At 62.1% G+C, this 18,077-nt stretch carries 20 protein-coding genes and 1 other RNA gene; 9 read left to right on the top strand and 12 right to left on the bottom strand.

Annotated elements, in window-relative coordinates; all coding sequences use genetic code 11:
- Nucleotides 1-32: 32 nt before the first annotated feature.
- On the bottom strand, nucleotides 33-947 hold the full coding sequence (locus SKA53_RS01565) for a DMT family transporter (protein ID WP_007204279.1): 915 nt from the start codon (nucleotides 945-947) through the stop codon (nucleotides 33-35).
- An 84-nt stretch (nucleotides 948-1,031) separates the two neighbouring features.
- On the opposite strand from SKA53_RS01565, the gene SKA53_RS01560 reads away from it, so the two are divergent.
- The 4 genes from SKA53_RS01560 (at nucleotide 1,032) to SKA53_RS01545 (ending at nucleotide 5,349) form a co-directional block, all read left to right on the top strand.
- Nucleotides 1,032-1,847, top strand: a complete 816-nt coding sequence (locus SKA53_RS01560) for a TIGR00282 family metallophosphoesterase (protein WP_007204278.1) — start codon at nucleotides 1,032-1,034, stop codon at nucleotides 1,845-1,847.
- Nucleotides 1,844-2,764 (top strand): DMT family transporter, encoded by a 921-nt coding sequence (locus SKA53_RS01555; RefSeq protein WP_007204277.1) that lies wholly within the window; start codon nucleotides 1,844-1,846, stop codon nucleotides 2,762-2,764. Before SKA53_RS01560 ends, SKA53_RS01555 begins: the two co-directional genes overlap by 4 nt.
- Entirely contained in the window at nucleotides 2,757-4,538 is a 1,782-nt protein-coding gene (locus tag SKA53_RS01550) for an SLC13 family permease (RefSeq protein ID WP_007204276.1), read from the top strand. Before SKA53_RS01555 ends, SKA53_RS01550 begins: the two co-directional genes overlap by 8 nt.
- Before the next feature lie 61 nt (nucleotides 4,539-4,599).
- Nucleotides 4,600-5,349: a YebC/PmpR family DNA-binding transcriptional regulator gene (locus tag SKA53_RS01545; RefSeq protein WP_007204275.1), complete on the top strand. Its 750-nt coding sequence runs from the start codon at nucleotides 4,600-4,602 to the stop codon at nucleotides 5,347-5,349.
- A gap of 53 nt (nucleotides 5,350-5,402) precedes the next feature.
- On the opposite strand, the gene SKA53_RS01540 is transcribed toward SKA53_RS01545, so the two are convergent.
- Together SKA53_RS01540 and mgtE are read right to left on the bottom strand one after the other, a co-directional pair.
- On the bottom strand, nucleotides 5,403-5,945 hold the full coding sequence (locus SKA53_RS01540; RefSeq protein ID WP_007204274.1) for a 5-formyltetrahydrofolate cyclo-ligase: 543 nt from the start codon (nucleotides 5,943-5,945) through the stop codon (nucleotides 5,403-5,405).
- Nucleotides 5,942-7,315: a magnesium transporter gene (gene mgtE / locus SKA53_RS01535; protein WP_007204273.1), complete on the bottom strand. Its 1,374-nt coding sequence runs from the start codon at nucleotides 7,313-7,315 to the stop codon at nucleotides 5,942-5,944. Before mgtE ends, SKA53_RS01540 begins: the two co-directional genes overlap by 4 nt.
- Nucleotides 7,316-7,414: 99 nt before the next feature.
- On the opposite strand from mgtE, the gene guaD reads away from it, so the two are divergent.
- Entirely contained in the window at nucleotides 7,415-8,710 is a 1,296-nt protein-coding gene (gene guaD, locus SKA53_RS01530) for a guanine deaminase (protein WP_007204272.1), read from the top strand.
- Between the two features lie 32 nt (nucleotides 8,711-8,742).
- Here the strand turns inward: guaD and SKA53_RS01525 are convergent, their stop codons facing one another.
- Nucleotides 8,743-9,540, bottom strand: coding sequence for an inositol monophosphatase family protein (locus SKA53_RS01525; protein ID WP_007204271.1), 798 nt, complete (start codon nucleotides 9,538-9,540; stop codon nucleotides 8,743-8,745).
- Between the two features lie 69 nt (nucleotides 9,541-9,609).
- Nucleotides 9,610-9,981 carry a helix-turn-helix domain-containing protein gene (locus SKA53_RS01520; RefSeq protein ID WP_007204270.1) on the bottom strand — a complete coding sequence of 124 codons (372 nt, stop codon included), beginning with the start codon at nucleotides 9,979-9,981 and terminating at the stop codon, nucleotides 9,610-9,612.
- Between the two features lie 266 nt (nucleotides 9,982-10,247).
- On the opposite strand from SKA53_RS01520, the gene SKA53_RS01515 reads away from it, so the two are divergent.
- Complete coding sequence (locus SKA53_RS01515) at nucleotides 10,248-11,207, top strand: NADPH:quinone oxidoreductase family protein (protein ID WP_007204269.1); 960 nt, start codon at nucleotides 10,248-10,250, stop codon at nucleotides 11,205-11,207.
- On the opposite strand, the gene SKA53_RS01510 is transcribed toward SKA53_RS01515, so the two are convergent.
- Nucleotides 11,197-12,066 (bottom strand): LysR family transcriptional regulator, encoded by an 870-nt coding sequence (locus SKA53_RS01510; protein ID WP_007204268.1) that lies wholly within the window; start codon nucleotides 12,064-12,066, stop codon nucleotides 11,197-11,199. The genes SKA53_RS01515 and SKA53_RS01510 overlap by 11 nt on opposite strands.
- 114 nt (nucleotides 12,067-12,180) lie before the next feature.
- On the opposite strand from SKA53_RS01510, the gene SKA53_RS01505 reads away from it, so the two are divergent.
- Complete coding sequence (locus SKA53_RS01505) at nucleotides 12,181-12,396, top strand: DUF1127 domain-containing protein (RefSeq protein WP_165474480.1); 216 nt, start codon at nucleotides 12,181-12,183, stop codon at nucleotides 12,394-12,396.
- 151 nt (nucleotides 12,397-12,547) lie between these two features.
- The gene (locus SKA53_RS01500) at nucleotides 12,548-13,285 is read left to right on the top strand and encodes a Bax inhibitor-1/YccA family protein (RefSeq protein WP_040483055.1); all 738 of its coding nucleotides are present in this window, start codon (nucleotides 12,548-12,550) and stop codon (nucleotides 13,283-13,285) included.
- A gap of 146 nt (nucleotides 13,286-13,431) precedes the next feature.
- Here SKA53_RS01500 and rpmG read toward each other — a convergent pair whose 3' ends face one another.
- Nucleotides 13,432-13,599: a 50S ribosomal protein L33 gene (gene rpmG / locus SKA53_RS01495; protein ID WP_007204264.1), complete on the bottom strand. Its 168-nt coding sequence runs from the start codon at nucleotides 13,597-13,599 to the stop codon at nucleotides 13,432-13,434.
- 249 nt (nucleotides 13,600-13,848) lie between these two features.
- Here rpmG and SKA53_RS01490 point away from each other — a divergent pair, with 249 nt between their 5' ends.
- Entirely contained in the window at nucleotides 13,849-14,259 is a 411-nt protein-coding gene (locus tag SKA53_RS01490) for a BLUF domain-containing protein (RefSeq protein WP_007204263.1), read from the top strand.
- A gap of 200 nt (nucleotides 14,260-14,459) precedes the next feature.
- On the opposite strand, the gene rnpB is transcribed toward SKA53_RS01490, so the two are convergent.
- The 5 genes from rnpB to gatC all read right to left on the bottom strand — a co-directional run bounded on the left by rnpB (nucleotide 14,460) and on the right by gatC (nucleotide 18,064).
- Nucleotides 14,460-14,854, bottom strand: an RNA gene (gene rnpB / locus SKA53_RS15065) — RNase P RNA component class A.
- Between the two features lie 10 nt (nucleotides 14,855-14,864).
- Nucleotides 14,865-15,542 (bottom strand): N-acetylmuramoyl-L-alanine amidase, encoded by a 678-nt coding sequence (locus SKA53_RS01485; RefSeq protein ID WP_347360067.1) that lies wholly within the window; start codon nucleotides 15,540-15,542, stop codon nucleotides 14,865-14,867.
- Complete coding sequence (locus tag SKA53_RS01480; protein ID WP_040483054.1) at nucleotides 15,542-16,255, bottom strand: hypothetical protein; 714 nt, start codon at nucleotides 16,253-16,255, stop codon at nucleotides 15,542-15,544. The genes SKA53_RS01485 and SKA53_RS01480 overlap by 1 nt, the downstream gene beginning before the upstream one ends.
- Before the next feature lie 40 nt (nucleotides 16,256-16,295).
- Complete coding sequence (gene gatA / locus SKA53_RS01475) at nucleotides 16,296-17,777, bottom strand: Asp-tRNA(Asn)/Glu-tRNA(Gln) amidotransferase subunit GatA (RefSeq protein ID WP_007204259.1); 1,482 nt, start codon at nucleotides 17,775-17,777, stop codon at nucleotides 16,296-16,298.
- Nucleotides 17,777-18,064, bottom strand: a complete 288-nt coding sequence (gene gatC, locus SKA53_RS01470) for an Asp-tRNA(Asn)/Glu-tRNA(Gln) amidotransferase subunit GatC (RefSeq protein ID WP_007204258.1) — start codon at nucleotides 18,062-18,064, stop codon at nucleotides 17,777-17,779. The genes gatA and gatC overlap by 1 nt, the downstream gene beginning before the upstream one ends.
- Nucleotides 18,065-18,077: the final 13 nt, after the last annotated feature.

The raw sequence follows: 18,077 nt of genomic DNA, 5'->3' as shown, positions 1-18,077 counted from the left end.
TACTCCCGCCGGAGGCGCGCCGTCAGGCGCTTTTACACTTTGGTCTGCGTCACGACAGGCGTCACATGCCGGCGCGCAACCGCCTCGCGCCAAGTGATGAAACTGACCGAGGCCATAATAACCAGCCCGCCGACGACGACCCAACCATCCACCGCCTCGCCGAATACCACCGCCCCCAGCACCACCGCCCAGACAAGTTGCAAGAACGTGACCGGCTGGGTCACGGTCAGCGGCGCCACAGCAAAGGCCAGCGTCATCGTATAATGGCCTGCGGTGGCGAAAAAGGCGACCAGCAGCAGCCAGCCCAGCTGTGCAATCGTCGGCGTGACCCAAACCGCATAGGCAAAGGGTGCCAGCCCGATGGTGACCGTGATCGACAGCATCCCCACAACGACCGCCGCTGATACCTCGCCCGACAACCGCTTGGCCAAAAGATAACCCACCGCGAATAAAACCGCCGTGCCAAGCATCGCGATATGACCGCTTTCCACCGCCTTGACACCGGGGCGCAGGATGATCGCGGCCCCCACCAGTGCCAGCAGCACCGCGATCAGACGGCGCGGCGGCAGCTTTTCCCCCAAAAACAGCGCCGCCCCGATCGAGACATAGACCGGCGAGAGATAATTCATCGCCGTCACCTCGGCGATAGGAAGCCGCGCCATGGCATAGAACCACAAGATCACGGCCAGCGCATGCACCACCCCCCTGATCGCGAACATCTTTATCTGCCGCCCAGTCAGGCGGGCCGCCATGATCGGGCGGATCATCGGCAACAGGAACACCAACCCGAGCACATAGCGCAAAAACGCCGCCTGCGCGGCTGGCACATCATCGCCGACATGTTTGACGATGGCCGTGACCGCGACGAACATCACGCCGGTCAGGACCATCCAAAGCACACCTGCGACCGGGTTCGGCAGGGGCCGCGCTGCTTGCAAATCACTCATGCCTTTGGGTCGCACCAAAAAACGCGCGATACCAGCGACATTTTCGCACTGGCACTGCCTGTGATCCGCCCTTACCAAAGGCGGATGAAGATACTTTTCCTTGGCGATGTCATGGGCCGGTCAGGCCGGACCGCGATTACCACCCATCTGCCCCGCCTGCGCGCCGACTGGCGGCTCGATTTCGTCGTGGTCAATGGCGAAAATGCGACCTCGGGCATGGGGCTGTCGGCCCCGCATGCCAAACTGCTGCTCGAGGCGGGTGCCGATGTCATCACACTTGGCGATCACGCCTTTGACCAAAAGGACATGCTGGCCTTTGCGGCACAGGAGCCACGCATCATCCGGCCCCTGAACTTTTCCAAAGCCGCCCCCGGCGTTGGCGCGCGGGTGTTCAATGCCATGGGCGGGCGCAAGGTTCTGGTGGCACAGGCCTTGGGTCAGGTGTTCATGAAACGGCCCTTCGACGATCCGTTTTCCGCGCTCGATGCCGTGCTGCGGCAATATCCGATGGGCGGACAGGTGCAGGCCAGCCTGATAGACATTCATTGCGAGGCGACATCCGAAAAGATGGCGCTGGGTCATTTCTGCGACGGGCGCGCCAGCATCGTCGTCGGCACCCATACCCATGTGCCGACGGGCGATGCGATGATTCTGGGGGGCGGCACCGCCTATCAGACCGATGCGGGCATGTGCGGTGATTACAATTCGGTCATCGGCATGGACAAGGCCGAACCCCTGCGCCGGTTCATCACCGGCATGCCCAAGGACCGGTTCAGCCCGGCCGAAGCCGAAGCCACCCTGTCGGGCCTCTATGTCGAAACCGACGACCGCACCGGCAAGGCCACCCGCGTCGTGATGGTCCGCCAGGGCGGCAAACTTGCGCCAAGTGGGCCTGCATGAACCGCGATCACGGGCTGCTGACGTTGGCGCTGGTGGCCTTGGGGGCAGGATGGGGGTTGACCCAACCGCTGACCAAGATCACCGTCACCGGCGGCTATGAGCCGTTTGGCATAATCTTCTGGCAGATGCTGATCGGAACGCTGCTGCTCGGCGGCTTGCGCTGGCGCACGCTTGGTCGGCTGCCCGTCACGCCCCGCAGGCTGGCGTTCTGGCTGATGATTGCCGCGCTCGGCACGCTGATCCCCAATTCCAGCAGCTATCGCGCGGCCTTTCATCTGCCTGCGGGGGTCATGTCCATCGTGATCTCGACCATTCCGCTGATCGCCTTTCCGTTGGCCTTGGCGTTGGGCAATGACCGGTTTTCATGGCGGCGGATGGCGGGGCTGGCGCTGGGGCTGATCGGCGTCGCCCTGATCGCCCTGCCCGAGGCGAGCCTGCCCGACCGTGCCATGGTCGCCTTCCTGCCCTTGGCGCTGATCGCCCCGTTCTGCTATGCGGTTGAGGGCAATATCGTCGCAAAATGGGGCACGATGGGGCTTGATCCAGTGCAGGTGCTGTTTGGGGCCTCCGCCATCGGCGTGGTGATTGCGCTGCCACTGGCGCTAGCCACTGACCAGTTGCGCGTGCCCGCAGCCCCTTTCATCCTGGCCGATGTAACTATGCTGCTCGGTGCGGTCATCCATGTCGTGGTGTATACCGGCTATATCTGGCTGGTTCGGCGCGGCGGGGCAGTCTTTGCCGGCCAGATCAGCTATCTTGTAACGGGATTCGGAGTGATCTGGGCGATGCTGCTTTTGCGCGAAAACTACAGCCTGTGGGTCTGGGCGGCCTTGGCGGCGATGGCCGTGGGCCTGACATTGGTACGGCCACGGGTGGCCGAAGCGCCTGTCGTGGGCAAGGCTTTGGCGCATGAGTGACCTGATCACGCTGACCCAAAGCCAACAGGCGTGGCTGACGCTGGCCGTGCTGGTGGGCATGTTCGTGCTGTTCTTGCGCGAAATCTATCCGACCGAGGTCGTCGCGATGGGCGGCGTATCAATCCTGCTGGTGACGGGCGTGCTGCCCTATCAGGCCGCAGTCGATACGTTTTCCAACCCCGCCCCTTGGACGATTGCGGCGATGTTCATCATCGTGGGCGCCTTGGTACGCACCGGTGCGCTGGACGCGCTGACGCGGCTGGCCGAACGGCAGGCCCGTGTGAGCCCCGCACGTGCGATCGGGGGTGGATTGATCTTCGTGGCGCTGGCCAGTGCGGTCATGAACAACACGCCGCTGGTCGTCGTGATGATCCCCGTCTTTATCCAGCTGTCGCGGACTTTGGGTGTGTCGGCCTCCAAGCTGTTGATCCCGCTAAGTTATGCCGCCATCGTCGGTGGCACGCTGACGCTGATCGGGACATCGACCAACCTGCTGGTGGACGGGGTGGCGCGGGCCTCGGGGATGGAACCTTTCGGGATTCTCGAGATCATGCCGGTCGGTGTGATCGTGGTGATCTGGACCTTCATCTACATGTATTTCATGGCCCCGCGCCTGTTGCCCGACCGGCACAGCATGGCCACGATGCTGTCAGACAGGTCAAAGAAAAAGTTCTTTTCCGAGGCAGTGATCCCCCCCGAAAGCAACCTGATCGGGCGCGAAGTGAATGGCGTGCAATTGTTCAAACGCGACGGCGTGCGCCTGATCGACGTGGTGCGGGGCGATCTGTCGCTGCGCCGTGATCTGGCGAATGTGACCTTGCAGGTGGGAGACCGCGTGATCCTGCGCACCGAAATGACGGAATTGCTGTCGCTTCAGGCCACCAAGGAGTTGCGCCGCGTCGATCAGATCTCGGCAGTGGAAACCACCACGGTCGAGGTGCTGATCACCCCCAATTGCAAGATGGCTGACCGCAGGCTGGGGTCGTTGCGGCTGCGCCGGCGCTATGCGGTCTATCCGCTGGCGGTGCATCGGCGCGACGCCAATGTCAGCCAGCAGATCGACGATATGGTCGTGCGCGTGGGCGATACGCTGCTGCTTGAAGGTGCGCCCGCCGATATCCAGCGTCTGGCCGAGGATATGAACCTTGGTGATGTGTCCGCGCCCTCGCAGCGGGCCTATCGGCGCGGTCATGCACCGGTGGCGATTGCCGTGTTGCTGGGGATCGTCGTGCTGGCGGCGCTGAACATCGCGCCGATCCTGATGCTGGCGATGCTTGGGGTGACGGTGGTGTTGATGACCGGCTGCATCGATGCGGACGAGGCGTTTTCATTCATCGAAGGCCGGTTGCTGGCGCTGATTTTTGCCATGCTGGGGGTTGGATCGGCGCTGCAATCCTCTGGTGCGGTGGAAATGATCGCCAATGCGGCATCGCCCTATATGATGGCTTTGCCACCGTTTCTGGTGGTGCTGGCAGTCTATGTACTGGCCAGCACCCTGACCGAGATGGTGTCCAACAATGCCGTCGCCGTGGTGATGACACCCATTGCCATCGGGCTGGCGGCAGCATTGGGCGTGGACCCGCGCCCCTTGGTCGTGGCCGTGATGATCGCCGCCAGCGCCAGTTTCGCCACGCCCATTGGGTATCAGACCAACACGCTTGTGTTCGGGCCGGGCGGTTACAAGTTCACGGATTTCCTGCGCTTCGGGATTCCGCTGAACATCACGCTGGCGCCCATCGTATCCTTTGTGATCCCGCTGATCTGGCCCTTGTAAGCAGGCTGGCCCATGTCCTATAGAGACGCAGCTTTAAACCAGAGATGACAAGAGGTTTCCCATGGCGGGCCATTCCAAATGGGCGAATATCCAGCACCGCAAGGGGCGGCAGGACAAACTGCGATCCAAGCTGTTTTCCAAGCTGGCCAAGGAAATCACCGTGGCTGCCAAGATGGGCGACCCTGATCCCGAGAAGAACCCGCGCTTGCGGCTGGCAGTGAAAGAGGCGAAATCGAATTCTTGCCCCAAGGATGTGATCGACCGCGCGATCAAGAAATCGCAAGGCGGTGATGCGGAGAATTACGACGAGATCCGCTATGAAGGTTACGGGCCGGGCGGGATTGCCGTGATCGTCGAGGCGATGACCGACAATCGCAACCGCACCGCATCGACCGTGCGCTCCACCTTTACCAAGAATGGCGGCAATCTGGGCGAGACCGGATCGGTCGCTTTCATGTTCGACCGGATGGGCGAGATCGTTTATCCTGCATCCGTCGCCGATGCCGATACCGTGATGATGGCCGCGATCGAGGCGGGCGCCGAAGACGTGCAAAGCGACGACGACAACCACGTCATCTATTGCGCTGACACCGATCTGGCCGAAGTATCCGGCGCGCTGGAACCGGCCTTGGGCGAATCGATCTCGACCAAGCTGATCTGGAAGCCCAACATGACCACCGAGGTTGATGCCGAAGGGCTGACCAAGCTGATGAAACTGCTTGATACGCTGGAAGACGACGACGACGTGCAGCGCGTGACGGCGAATTTCGAAGCCTCTGACGCTGTAATGGCGGCGTTTTCGGAAAGCTGAGGGTCGGAAGAACTTTTATGCCTCCGGCGGGGATATTTGGGCTCGGAAGATGATCAGGGGGTGATGATGCCCTGTTCTGTCACGATCATGTCCAGCGGCTGGTCGGTGGGTTCCAGTGGCAGGTCGGAATCTTCCTGTGCGCCATAGGCGAAACCCACGGCCATGACAGGACCGCGCGCGCGCAGCTGTTGCAGCGTCCGGTCATAAAACCCGCCGCCATAGCCCAGCCGCCCGCCTGTGCGGCTGAAGGCCACCAAAGGCACGATCAGGATCTGCGGGATCATCCAATCGCCTGTCGCGGGGATCTGCGCCCCGAAATCACCCGCGATCATCGCGCAACCGGGTTCCCACAGCCGAAAGCGCAAAGCTTGCCCTTTGGCAGTGATGACCGGCACACCGACGGGGCCGTGCGCCGATGCCTCGGCCATGGCGGGGGTCGGGTCGATTTCAGTGCGCATCGCGATATAGCCAGCGATGGGAACGCCACGGTACCCGGCCAGAACCGCGCTCAGGTGGCCGGCACTGGCCGCATCCGGCTGGTGGGCGGCCGCGCGCCGCGCAAAGGCGGCTTTGCGGGCGGCGGATTTGAAGGTCATAGCAACATGACCGAGGCCAGCCCGAGAAAGGCGAAAAAACCCACGACATCGGTGACCGTTGTGACGAAGGTGCCAGAGGCCAGTGCCGGATCGATCCCGAAACGGTCCATCACGACTGGTACGCCGATGCCCGCCAGACCCGCGACCAGCAGGTTGACCACCATCGCCGCGGCGATCACAACGCCCAACATCGGCGCATCAAACCAGATTGTCCCGACCACGCCCATCACCGCCGCAAAGGCCAATCCGTTCAGCATGCCGACCAGCGCCTCGCGCCGGATCACCCGCCAGACGTTGGAAGGCGTCAGGTCGCGTGTCGCCAGCGCGCGCACTGCCACGGTCAGTGATTGCGTACCCGCATTGCCACCCATCGACGCGACAATCGGCATCAGCACCGCCAAAGCGACCAGCCCTGCGATAGTTTCTTCGAACAGCGAAATCACCAGCGATGCGAGGATCGCCGTCAACAGATTGACCGCCAACCACGGAAACCGCTGTTTGGTGGTCTCGAAGACATTGTCCGACAGGCTGCCTTCACCGACACCGGCAAGGCGCAGGATGTCTTCTTCGGCTTCTTCTTCCAAAAAGGCCATGGCGTCGTCGATGGTAATGACACCGACAACACGGCCGTCATCATCGACCACGGGGGCGGTGATCAGGTGGTAATGGTTGATCGCCTGCGCCACCTCTTCCACGCCTTGAGCGACATGGAAGGTGCGGAATGTTTCCTCGGTCAGATCGCGCAGAGGCGTGGCGCGCGCATTGCTGAGGATGCGGCCCAGCGTGACATAGCCCACAGCCTTGAGCCGGGGATCGACAAGGATGATGTGGTAGAACTGGTCCGGCAGCACCACGTCCGCGCGCAGGTAGTCTATGGCATCGCCGACGGTCCAGTGTTCGGGCGCGCGCACCAGTTCGGATTGCATGTGCCGGCCGGCCGATTCCTCGGGGTAGGACAGCGCCTGTTCGACGACCACGCGGTCACTGGCGTCGAGCGCGTCCAGCACCGCCTCTTGCTGATCTTCGCCCAGGTATTCGACCAGATCGACGACATCGTCGCTGTCCAGATCGCGCAGCGCAGTGGCAAGCTCGTCAGGGCGCAGCTGCTGGATAATCTCTTCGCGCAGGTTTTCGTCAAGTTCGGACAGGATGTCGCCATCGATCCCGCCTTGCCACAGCGTCAGCAGGTCGCGCCGTTCGCGGCTGTCGATCTGTTCGATCAGATGCGCGATATCGGCGGGGTGCAGCGGGTCAAGAAGCGCATCAATCGCCGCCGCATCGCCCTGCATCACGGCGTTCAGCACGTCGGCCACGATCCGGTCGGTGATGCCGAATGCCTCTGAATCAAGGTCGTCGTCGATATCCACCATCAATCATCTCCGTTATCGCGATCAGCATAGTCAAAGCCGCCGCAGGGACAACGCCATTCCCCGATTTACGCAGCCTTTTGCGCAGCCTATACGGGACAGATGACAAAACATCTCCTTCTGGGCCAGACGCTTGGGTTTTCGGGTAATCCGCTTGCGGGCGATTGGGCCGATACGGTGCAATACGATCCAGCAGGTGGCGTGCTGATCGACGCAGGCCGGATCGTGGCGATGGGCGACGGGGCGGCGTTGCGTGCCGCGCATCCCGATGCCCGGTTGGTGGATTACACAGGCAAGCTGATCAGCGCGGGCTTTGTCGATGCGCATATGCATTACCCCCAGACCGCCATCATCGCAAGTTGGGGCAAACAGCTGATCGACTGGCTGAACACCTATACTTTCCCGCAAGAAGCCCGCCTTGCCGACCCCGCCTATGCCGCCGAGATCGCGATGCGGACGGTTGATCTGGCCGTGGCACATGGCACCACGACGCTGACCAGTTTTTGCACGATTCATCCCGCCAGCGTGGATGCGTTTTTCACCGCCGCCGCCGCGCGCGACATGGCCGTGGTCGCAGGCAAGACCTGCATGGACCGCAACGCGCCCGACGACCTGCGCGACACCGCGCAAGCGGCTTATGACGACAGCGCCGCGCTGATCGCGCGCTGGCACGGGACGGGCCGCGCAAGCTATGCGATCACGCCACGGTTCTCGCCCACCTCGACGCCGGATCAATTGGCCGCCCTTGGCGCGCTCTGGGCCGAGAACCCGACCTGCCTGATGCAGACCCATCTGAGCGAGCAATTGCCCGAAATCGCCTGGGTCCGCGATCTGTTCCCGCAGGCCCGCGATTATCTGGATACATACGAGGCCTTCGGCCTGCTGGGCGCGCGCGGCATCTACGGCCATGCGATCCATCTGGAGCCGCGCGAGATTGCGCGGCTGGCCGAGGTCGGTGCCGCCGTCGTGCATTGCCCGACATCGAACACCTTTATCGGGTCGGGGCTGTTTGACCTGATGGGGCTGGCGCGCGCGGGGCTGACGATCGGGCTGGCCACCGACACGGGCGGCGGGTCGTCGTTTTCAATGCTGCGGGTGATGGCCGCCACCTATGAGATCGGGCAGCTGCGCGGCACGGCGCTGCATCCCGCGCAGCTGATGTGGCTGGCAACCGAAGGATCGGCACAGGCGCTGCATATGACGGGCCAAATCGGGCATCTGGGCGTGGGGGCTGCGGCGGATATCACCGTGCTGGACCTTGCATCCACCCCCGCCATCGCACAGCGCAGCGCGCGGGCCGATGACATCTGGGACGCGCTGTTCCCGACGATCATGATGGGCGATGACCGCGCGATTGCCGATGTCTGGATCGCGGGGGTGCGGCAGGGCGTACAATAAAAGGGCCGGTGCCTGCCAACGGCGGCCCCGCCTTAGGGGTGGCTGCGCAGGATTTTCAAGGCGGCGGCATGGATATCCGCATTGGCCGCAGCCAGCACCTGTCCACCTGCATGGACCGGCGCGCCGCACCAATCGGTGACGATCCCGCCAGCAGCCTCGATCACCGCGATAGGGGCTTGCACGTCATAGGCGTTCAGTCCCGCCTCGATCACCAGATCGACCTGCCCTGCCGCCAGCAGCGCATAGCCATAGCAATCCATCCCATAGCGGGTCAGTCGCACCTGCCGCGACACGGCCTGAAACGCAGCCATTTGCGCAGGCGTGCCGATTTCGGGAAAGGTGGACAGCAGGATCGCCTGATCCAAACCGCGCGGCGCGCGCGTGGACAGCGGCGCGGTCCCCATTGGACCCGTCACATCTGCCTGACCGAAACCGCCCGCAAACCGTTCGCCGATATAGGGCTGGTCGATGATCCCGTAGATAGGGCCATCCGCATCGCCCACCGCGATCAGCACACCCCAAGTCGGCGTGCCGCTGATATAGCCGCGCGTGCCGTCAATCGGGTCAAGCACCCAAGTCAGCCCAGATGTGCCCGGGGTCTGGCCGTATTCTTCGCCAAAAATGCCGTCATTGGGGCGTTCGCGCGCCAGAACATCGCGCATCGCCTGTTCGGCAGCACGGTCGGCGATCGTCACGGGGTCGAAATGGGAAAGGGCTTTGGTATCAGCCACCAGGGCCGCAGTGCGAAAATGCGCAAGCGTCACAGGGCGGGCCGTATCTGCCAAAAGATGGGCGACCCGGATCAGGTCGGCCTGCGTTGCTTGATCCACTTTACCCGTCAACCTGTGCTGTGTCTGACACCTTGCGGTAACGCAGCACAGGTTGACAGGCAAGTTGGTTTAGGCGGCTTCGCTCAACACGCGGGCCAGATCGAACAGGCGGCGGCGCTGGTTTTCGGGAATTGCATAATAGGACCGCAGCAATTCCAGCGCTTCTTTATCTGTCAGAATATCACCCGGCATGTCGCTGATTCGCGTCTCTACTGCAGGTTGCGCATCATAGCCTTCGAAAAAGAACGAAACCGGGACGCCCAATACATTCGAGATATCCCAAAGCCGCGACGCGCTGACGCGGTTCATGCCGGTTTCGTATTTCTGGATCTGCTGGAACTTGATCCCAACATTTTCCGCAAGCTGTTGTTGCGTCGTCCCATTCATCCAACGGCGATGCCTGATCCGCTTGCCCACATAGACGTCGACAGGATGCTTCATTGTTTTTTCCTATTCACAAAGAGGCCGCCTGCTTGTCATCAGAAAGGCCCGATTAAAAACGTAAAATTTGAACATTCAACCGTTCGTGCTGTGCCCAGAAAATGCCACTATTCATTTCTGACACGCAACGGTTGCAGTTAACATCCTACCCTTAAGTACAGGTAATATGCATAGGGTGACCACAGGACAACCGCAATGCGCGGTCGCATTGCGCCAACATGCGATGCTACACCTTGGAGTAATATCATTAAAAAGGATTCGATCCAATGCGTGCATTTCAGGTGTCTTCCTTCACCAACCCGCCGGCCCTTGTCGATATCGCAGCCCCGCTGCCCGCACCAGGCGAAGTGCTGCTGGATATCGCGGCATGCGGTTTGAACTTTGCTGATCTGCTGATGGCCAAAGGATCATATCAGGACACACCCATGCCACCCTTTACCTTGGGCATGGAAGTGTGCGGTACGGTCACGGCCTTGGGTGACGGCGTGACGACGCCCGCCATCGGCACCCGCGTTGCGGTTTTCGGTGGTCAGGGCGGCATGGCGGAACAGGGCGTGTTTCCCGCAAACCTGTGCCGGCCAGTCCCCGACAGCATGAGCGCCGAGGTCGCGGCCGGTTTCATGGTCGCCTATGGCACATCGCATCTGGCGCTGACCCATCGCGCGCGGCTGCAACAGGGGGAAACGCTGCTGGTGTTGGGGGCCGCGGGCGGTGTCGGTCTGACGGCGGTGGAAATCGGCAAGGCGTTGGGCGCGCGGGTGATCGCCGTGGCGCGCGGCGCGGACAAGCTGGCGGTGGCGCAGGCGGCTGGCGCGGATCACGTCATCGACAGCGACACGCAGGACATCAAGGCCGTGGTCAAGGCGCTGGGCGGGGCCGATGTGGTTTATGACCCTGTTGGTGGCGATGCGTTCAAGGCGGCACTTGGCGCGTGCAGACCGCAGGCGCGCTATGTCGTGATCGGCTTTGCCAGTGGCGATGTCCCGCAGGTGCCTGCCAATATCCTGCTGGTCAAGAATGTAGACCTGATCGGGTTCTATTGGGGCGGCTATCTGAAATTCCGACCCGACCTTTTGTCCGATTCTCTGGCCGAGCTGCTGGGCTGGCTGGCAGATAGCCGGCTCAAGCCGCATATCAGCCATGTCCTGCCCTTGGCGCAGGCGGAAAAGGCGCTGGATCTGATGCGCAGCCGTGCATCGACCGGTAAGGTCGTGATCACGCCATAGCCGGGGCCTGCAACGTATAAAACCCGTCGCGGATGAACCCCGCCAGATCGCGGATCACCGGATTATCGGTGTCGGCGTGGTAAAGGTTAACGTTGAAATCCCGCAGGTCAGGCAAAGCGCCGCCATGCGCGATCCGCTCAAAATGGCGCGGCTCTGCCCCCGCCAGCATCGTGTGAACGGCCAGATCGGCGCTGACTGTCGCCTCGATCGTGCGGCTGGAATGGCTTTCGACCGCGATTTCCCAAGAGATACCCGCCGCGTCCAATTGGCGCTGCACGAAGCCGCGAAAGATGCAGCGATGTTCATAGGCCAGCCGCAGGGGTCGTTCCTTCCAGATCTGCCCGCCCGGCGCGCCCAACCAGACCAGCGGGATCGCGGTCAGCGTTTCGCCATCTTGGCCCACGCTGTCCTCGGTCGTCAGGATCATGTCGATGCCCCCGCGCCGGTATTCATCCAGCAGGGTGCTGGTAAAGGACGATGATAATTGCACCCGCATACGCGGATAAGCGGCGGCAAAGCGGCGCAAAACCTGCGGGATCACCGGATAGATGATGTCATGCGGCACGCCCAAGGTGACCTCACCTTCATAAGCGTTGGATGTCAGCCTGCCATAGATTTCATCGTTCAACACCAGCATACGCCGCGCATAGCTAAGCAATTGTTCGCCCTGTGCTGTCAGCGCGATACCGCGGCCCGCGCGGTCAAGCAGTGGCGCATCAAGCGATTCCTCTAACCGCTTGAGCTGCATCGACACCGCCGATTGCGTCAGATGCAGCAGGCCCGCCGCCTTGGTCACGCCGCCGGTATCAGCGACCGCCACGAAAGACCGCAGCGCGGTCAGGTCCAGATTGCGCGGCATATCAACATTCCTGATGGTTTAGCTATCAAACATTCATTTCACTTATAACGTGTGCGCCAGTACATATCAAGCATCACGATGTAAACGACGCCATTCATCAGGAAAGGAAATGTCATGGCCAGTTTTTCACATGCAGGTATCTGCATGGACACCAAGCGGCGGCCGCCTTTGTGGTCACGGATCATGCAGGCAGCGCAGCTTGCACGGCAACGCCGCGCGCTTGCGGCGCTTGATGCGCATATCTTGTGCGATATCGGGATCACCGCTGACGACGCACAGGCAGAGGCGGGCAAACCGGTCTGGGATGTCCCCCGCCATTGGCTGGCATAGGCCAACAGCGCCACAGGTGCGACATTCTTGCGCAAAACACTCGGAATAGGGGCGCGCTGCGACAGAAAGTCTTGAAAATGGACATGGGCCTGCCAATATGTTGACCAATGATGCCGCCCCCGGCGTCGCTGTCTTTTTTTTGGAGGGAAACATGGCTCAATACGATACCATTCGCACGGCCGGTGGGGTCCGCACGGCCGCAATCGACGAGGGCCTTCGCGCCCATATGAGCAAAGTCTACGGCACGATGTCCGTGGGCATGCTGATCACCTTCGCCGTGGCCTGGGCCGTCGGCACCGCCCCTGCCCTGCTGGGTGTGTTCCGTGACCCGATCACGCTGCAACCCAATATCCTGGGCTGGATCGTGATGTTCGCGCCATTGGGGATGATCTTTGGCTTTGGCGCCATGATCAACCGCTTTTCGGCCGCTGCCGCACAGACATTTTTCTATGCTTTCGCCGCCGTCATGGGCCTGTCGATCGCGTGGATTTTCGTGGCCTTCACCGGCATGTCGATTGCACAGATCTTTTTGATCACCTCGATCGCCTTTGCGAGCCTTAGCCTGTACGGCTACACCACCAAAAAGGACCTGTCCGCATGGGGCACGTTCCTGATGATGGGCGTGATCGGGATTGTGGTTGCGATGATCATCAACCTGTTCCTGCAATCGCCCGCGATCATGTTCGCGATCTCGATCCTTGGCGTGCTGATCTTTGCAGGTCTGACCGCCTATGACACCCAGCGGATCAAGACCGAATATGTCGCACATGCTGCGCATGGCGATGCGGAATGGCTGGGCAAGTCCGCAATTATGGGCGCGCTGAGCCTGTATCTGAACTTTATCAACATGTTCATGTTCCTGCTGCAATTGTTCGGCAACCGCGAATAAGCGCAGGCAACGCCAACACAGGGGCCGGTGGAAACACCGGCCCTTTTTTGTTGTGCATGGCCCTGTTCTGGATGGCGCCAGTGGCGCAAACAAAAAGGCCGCGCAAATTGCGCGGCCTTTTGATTGTCCCACAGGGGCTGGATCAATTACTTGATCTTGCCTTCCTTGTATTCGACATGCTTGCGCACGACGGGATCATATTTCTTGATCGCCATCTTTTCGGTCATCGTGCGTGCGTTTTTCTTGGTCACATAGAAATGCCCGGTCCCCGCGGTGGAGTTCAGGCGGATCTTGATCGTGGTTGGCTTCGCCATGTTCACTTCTCCGGCTTCGCGGGGCTGGGCCCACGGGTGTATGATTGAAGCTGCCTTTTACCGCGAAGCGGGGCCGAGTCAACCGCAAACGGGCGATTAACAGGGCGAAGTTGCTGCTGACACCCGCCCCCGGAGGGCGAGGTTGACCCCGCAACCCCGTTGGCAGGCATTGTAACGGCCCATAACGCCAGATAGCGTGATAGCACCATGTTGCACCATCCGCCGCAATCATACAGGAAAGACGCCATAATGAGCTTGTTTCGCGCGATCTATACGTCCCAACCCTTTGGATTTGACGAAACGATCCTGAGCAGCATCCTGATGCAGGCGCGCAAGGCCAATGCGCGCGACGATATCACCGGCGCATTGATCTGCCGCGCCGATATTTATCTGCAATGGCTCGAAGGGCCTCAGGATAAGGTCCGCGACGCAATCCGCCGGATCAGCCATGATGACCGCCATCTGGAAGTGACGGTCCATGTTGCGGAACCCACTGATGCCCGCGTGTTCGGGGAATGGGCGATGCTGCATGATCCCGCCAAGACGTGGATCTGGTCACAATCGGATATCGCGGCTGGCGCATTGGACCGCACGACGCCGGATGAGATCACCGGTTTCTTTCTGCGCCTTGCCGAAACCGCCGCAGTGGATAGCCAGTAACCCGCCAGCGCGCCGTCTGCCCCCCGCGCAAAGGCGCAACACGGGGCGCGCGCGCAAGGGTGTGTGTGTCGGTTACCCCAGTGCCGGTGTCACGCAATCGCGTGTATGTCACCACAACCGGGCTGCGCGGCAGGATCATGGGCCTGACGGCAATACCGCTGGTCTGGTCTGGGCCGGTCCTGATCGGGTCGGAATATCAATTGCGCGGATGGCCTGTAAGCCGGATTCTGTCCAGGTGGCGAACCACCCTGGATGACCATTCATCTGGAACGCCTGTTGCCAGACGCTCTCTAGCTGCCAACCCGGACCGCTCGGGCTCAAGCCTCCCTGCGGCTGATATCCTTTGCAGGATCAACACCGCGCGCGGTCCCTATTTGGCATTGCTCCCGGTGGGGCTTGCCGTGCCGGTCCGGTTGCCCGTCCCGCGGTGGGCTCTTACCCCACCGTTTCACCTTTTCCCCGCTATACGAGGTAGTCTGTTCTCTGTGGCGCTTTCCCTGGGGTTACCCCCGCCGGGCGTTACCCGGCACCGTGCTTTGTGGAGTCCGGACTTTCCTCGAACCCATGACAGGCCCGCAGCCATCCAGCCATCCGCGCAGCGCCAGTTAGGCAGCCTGCCCGCCCGCGTCAACGGGGAAACGGCGGGCAAGGTCCGCGATCAGGCCCGCATCGGTGGCATCCAGCGGGCCGCGCGCCCAAGGCCGGAACCGCAGGCGAAAGCATTGCAACAACAAATCCGGATCATCCGTCGCGGTATAGCCAAAGGCACGCATACCGGCGGCGAAACCGGCGGGGTCAGCCTGCCCTGCTTCCGGCCAGACCGACAGGCCCTGCAATGCCAGCCTGCGCCAGTCGAACCGCGGGCCGGGGTCGATCTTGCGCTGCGGCGCCATGTCGGAATGGCCGATCACCCGCGCGGGCGGGATATCCCAGCGCGGCATGATCGCACGCAACAGATCTTCCAGCGCGTCCATCAAAGGGGCGGCAAAGGGGCTGGCCCCGTCATTGGCAAGCTCGATCCCGATGGAATGGCTGTTCACATCACTGACCGCCCCCCAGCGGCCCGCGCCTGCATGCCATGCGCGCAAGTCCTCGGGCACCAGCGACAGCAATGTGCCATCCTGCACGATCAGGTAATGGGCAGAAACCTGCGTGGCGGGATTACACAGCGTGTCACAGGCAGCCGCGGCGCTGGCCATGGCGGTGTAATGAATCACCACCATGTCAGGCCGTGCGCCATCGCGGCGCGGCCCGCAATTGGGCGATTGACGGTCCGCGCGGATCAGTTTTGCACGGCCCGGCGAAACGGCTCTGGGTCCCAGCCGCAGGCAAAACCGTCGCCATCGGGGTCGATGCCCAAACGGTCACGTTCCGGCCCGCCGCGGGCAAGGAAATCACGCTGCGCATCATCCGCCGTCGCATAGGCCGCGCAATTGCGCTGGAACCGCGCCTGACCGGACAAAAGCGACCGGCTGTACCATTCCTGCCCTTTGGCATTGGGGGCGGTCAGCGCATATTCCACGACATTGGGTCCAGTGGCTGCGGGGCGTTCAGGCAAGGGTTGCGGCGCAATCTGTTCCTGAGCGGCAATCGCGGCCTGACGGCGCTGTGCGTCGCTTTCAATGGTTTCACGCCCGGCGACAGCATCAAAATCCTGTTCGTCGGAAATACCTGTATTGGTCGCGATCTGCGGCACAAGACCAGGCTGCGCAGGTGATGACGCAAGCGGCGCGCCTGTGCCGCCTTGGCCGATACCTGCCGCAGCAAGATCGCTGGCAGCTATCACACCGCCAACAGGGCCGATCGGGGTGGATTGTACGGCCGGTGGCGGCGCGAAAGGATCGACCGCCCCTGCCAATGCCGCCTCGCGGCGGGCGCGGTCGGTATCGAAATTCGACAGGTCATCAAAACCGACGCCGCGCGGGCGGTCGAATTGCTGCTGTGCGCAGGCTGACAGAACAAGCGCACCGACCAAGATCAAGAGACCTGTTTTCATGCCATCCACACCCATATCACCTGATTTCACCCAATCGAAACTACCACCACTTGGCGGGCTTGGCCACAAAGCCTGCCGCCGTTTCCAGCCGGTAGGCGATGTTGAGCAATTCTGCCTCTTCCCACGGGCGTCCAATCAATTGCAGCCCCAGCGGCAGCCCCTGCGCGTCGCGCCCAGTGGGCACCGCGATGCCGGGCAGACCGGCAAGGTTCACGGTGACGGTGAACACATCGTTGAGATACATCTTGATCGGGTCCGCATCCGCCATTTCCCCGATGCCAAAGGCCGCAGACGGCGTCGCAGGCGTCAGGATCGCATCGACACCGGCGGCAAAGGCATCGTCAAAGTCCCGCTTGATCAGGGTCCGCACCCGGCGCGCGCGGTTGTAATAGGCATCATAGAACCCCGCCGACAGCACATAGGTGCCGACCATGACACGGCGCTGCACCTCTGGGCCAAAGCCTTCGGCGCGGGTCTTTTCATACATCTGCGTAATGCCGTCGCCTGCGCCCAGTTTCGCGCGGTGGCCAAAACGCACGCCGTCATAGCGCGCAAGGTTCGAAGACGCCTCGGCCGGGGCGATGACGTAATAGGCGGGCAGCGCGTATTTTGTATGCGGCAGGCTGATATCGACGATCTTGGCGCCGGCGTCGCGCAGCATCGCGGTGCCGTCGGACCAAAGCTTTTCAATTTCGGCGGGGGTGCCATCCATCCGGTATTCGCGGGGGATGCCGATGGTCTTGCCCTTGATGTCGCCGGTCAGGGCCGCCTCGAAATCCGGCACAGGCAGATCGGCGCTGGTGCTGTCACGGGCGTCATGGCCGCACATCGCCTGCAACATGATGGCGCAATCGCGCACGTCCTTGGTCATCGGTCCCGCCTGATCCAGCGACGAGGCAAAGGCCACGATGCCCCAGCGCGACACGCGCCCATAGGTCGGTTTCAAACCGGTGATGCCGGTAAAGGCCGCAGGCTGGCGGATCGACCCGCCGGTATCGGTGCCGGTCGCGGCAAGGCAGAGGTCAGCAGCAACAGCGCTGGCCGACCCGCCCGAAGAGCCACCGGGCGTCAGGTTGCGGTCGTCGACCTTCCAAGGGTTGATCGCTGGCCCGTAGACGGATGTTTCGTTGGACGAGCCCATGGCGAATTCGTCCATGTTCAGCTTGCCCAGCATCACGGCACCGGCATCGAACAGCTTGCCAGTGACGGTGGATTCGTATTCCGGCTTGAAGCCTTCCAAGATGCGGGACGCGGCCTGCGACGGCACACCCTTGGTGCAGAACAAATCCTTGATCCCCAGCGGGATGCCACACATCGCGGGGGCATCCCCCGCCTTGATCCGCGCATCGGCGGCCTGCGCCTGCGCCAATGCGATCTCAGGGGTTTTATGCACGAAAGCACCCAAGGCATCGGCACCCTCGATGGCGGTCAGGCAGGCCTGCGTAATCTCGGCGCTGGTGACATCGCCTTTGCGCATGGCGTCGCGGGCACCGGCGATGGTCAGTTTGGTCAGATCGGACATTATTCTACCACCTTTGGCACGGCAAAAAATCCTTCGCGCGCATCGGGCGCGTTTTTCAGCACGGCGGCCTGTTGGTTGCCGTCGGTCACCACATCAGCGCGGCGTGTCAGCCGCTGTGGCGTGACAGAGGTCATCGGCTCGACGCCGTCGACATCAACCTCGTTCAATTGTTCGATGAACCCGAGGATCGCGTTGAATTCAGAGGCGAGCGCGGGCAGCGCCTCTTCGGCAACCTCGATGCGGGCAAGCTTGGCCACGCGGCGGGCGGTTTCGGTATCAATCGACATTGGCAGAACTCTC

This window comes from Yoonia vestfoldensis SKA53 (assembly GCF_000152785.1).
In the GTDB taxonomy this organism is placed as follows: Bacteria; Pseudomonadota; Alphaproteobacteria; order Rhodobacterales; family Rhodobacteraceae; genus Yoonia; species Yoonia vestfoldensis_A.
The sequence above is the reverse complement of the archived record's forward strand: the minus strand, read 5'-3'. Positions and strand labels throughout refer to the sequence as shown.

Coding starts and splice junctions, on each gene's coding strand:
- SKA53_RS01565 (WP_007204279.1), bottom strand. CDS start 947: ATGAGTGATTTGCAAGCAGCGCGGCCCCTGCCGAACCCGGTCGCAGGT.
- SKA53_RS01560 (WP_007204278.1), top strand. CDS start 1,032: ATGAAGATACTTTTCCTTGGCGATGTCATGGGCCGGTCAGGCCGGACC.
- SKA53_RS01555 (WP_007204277.1), top strand. CDS start 1,844: ATGAACCGCGATCACGGGCTGCTGACGTTGGCGCTGGTGGCCTTGGGG.
- SKA53_RS01550 (WP_007204276.1), top strand. CDS start 2,757: ATGAGTGACCTGATCACGCTGACCCAAAGCCAACAGGCGTGGCTGACG.
- SKA53_RS01545 (WP_007204275.1), top strand. CDS start 4,600: ATGGCGGGCCATTCCAAATGGGCGAATATCCAGCACCGCAAGGGGCGG.
- SKA53_RS01540 (WP_007204274.1), bottom strand. CDS start 5,945: ATGACCTTCAAATCCGCCGCCCGCAAAGCCGCCTTTGCGCGGCGCGCG.
- mgtE (WP_007204273.1), bottom strand. CDS start 7,315: ATGGTGGATATCGACGACGACCTTGATTCAGAGGCATTCGGCATCACC.
- guaD (WP_007204272.1), top strand. CDS start 7,415: ATGACAAAACATCTCCTTCTGGGCCAGACGCTTGGGTTTTCGGGTAAT.
- SKA53_RS01520 (WP_007204270.1), bottom strand. CDS start 9,981: ATGAAGCATCCTGTCGACGTCTATGTGGGCAAGCGGATCAGGCATCGC.
- SKA53_RS01515 (WP_007204269.1), top strand. CDS start 10,248: ATGCGTGCATTTCAGGTGTCTTCCTTCACCAACCCGCCGGCCCTTGTC.
- SKA53_RS01510 (WP_007204268.1), bottom strand. CDS start 12,066: ATGCCGCGCAATCTGGACCTGACCGCGCTGCGGTCTTTCGTGGCGGTC.
- SKA53_RS01505 (WP_165474480.1), top strand. CDS start 12,181: ATGGCCAGTTTTTCACATGCAGGTATCTGCATGGACACCAAGCGGCGG.
- SKA53_RS01500 (WP_040483055.1), top strand. CDS start 12,548: ATGGCTCAATACGATACCATTCGCACGGCCGGTGGGGTCCGCACGGCC.
- rpmG (WP_007204264.1), bottom strand. CDS start 13,599: ATGGCGAAGCCAACCACGATCAAGATCCGCCTGAACTCCACCGCGGGG.
- SKA53_RS01490 (WP_007204263.1), top strand. CDS start 13,849: ATGAGCTTGTTTCGCGCGATCTATACGTCCCAACCCTTTGGATTTGAC.
- SKA53_RS01480 (WP_040483054.1), bottom strand. CDS start 16,255: ATGAAAACAGGTCTCTTGATCTTGGTCGGTGCGCTTGTTCTGTCAGCC.
- gatA (WP_007204259.1), bottom strand. CDS start 17,777: ATGTCCGATCTGACCAAACTGACCATCGCCGGTGCCCGCGACGCCATG.
- gatC (WP_007204258.1), bottom strand. CDS start 18,064: ATGTCGATTGATACCGAAACCGCCCGCCGCGTGGCCAAGCTTGCCCGC.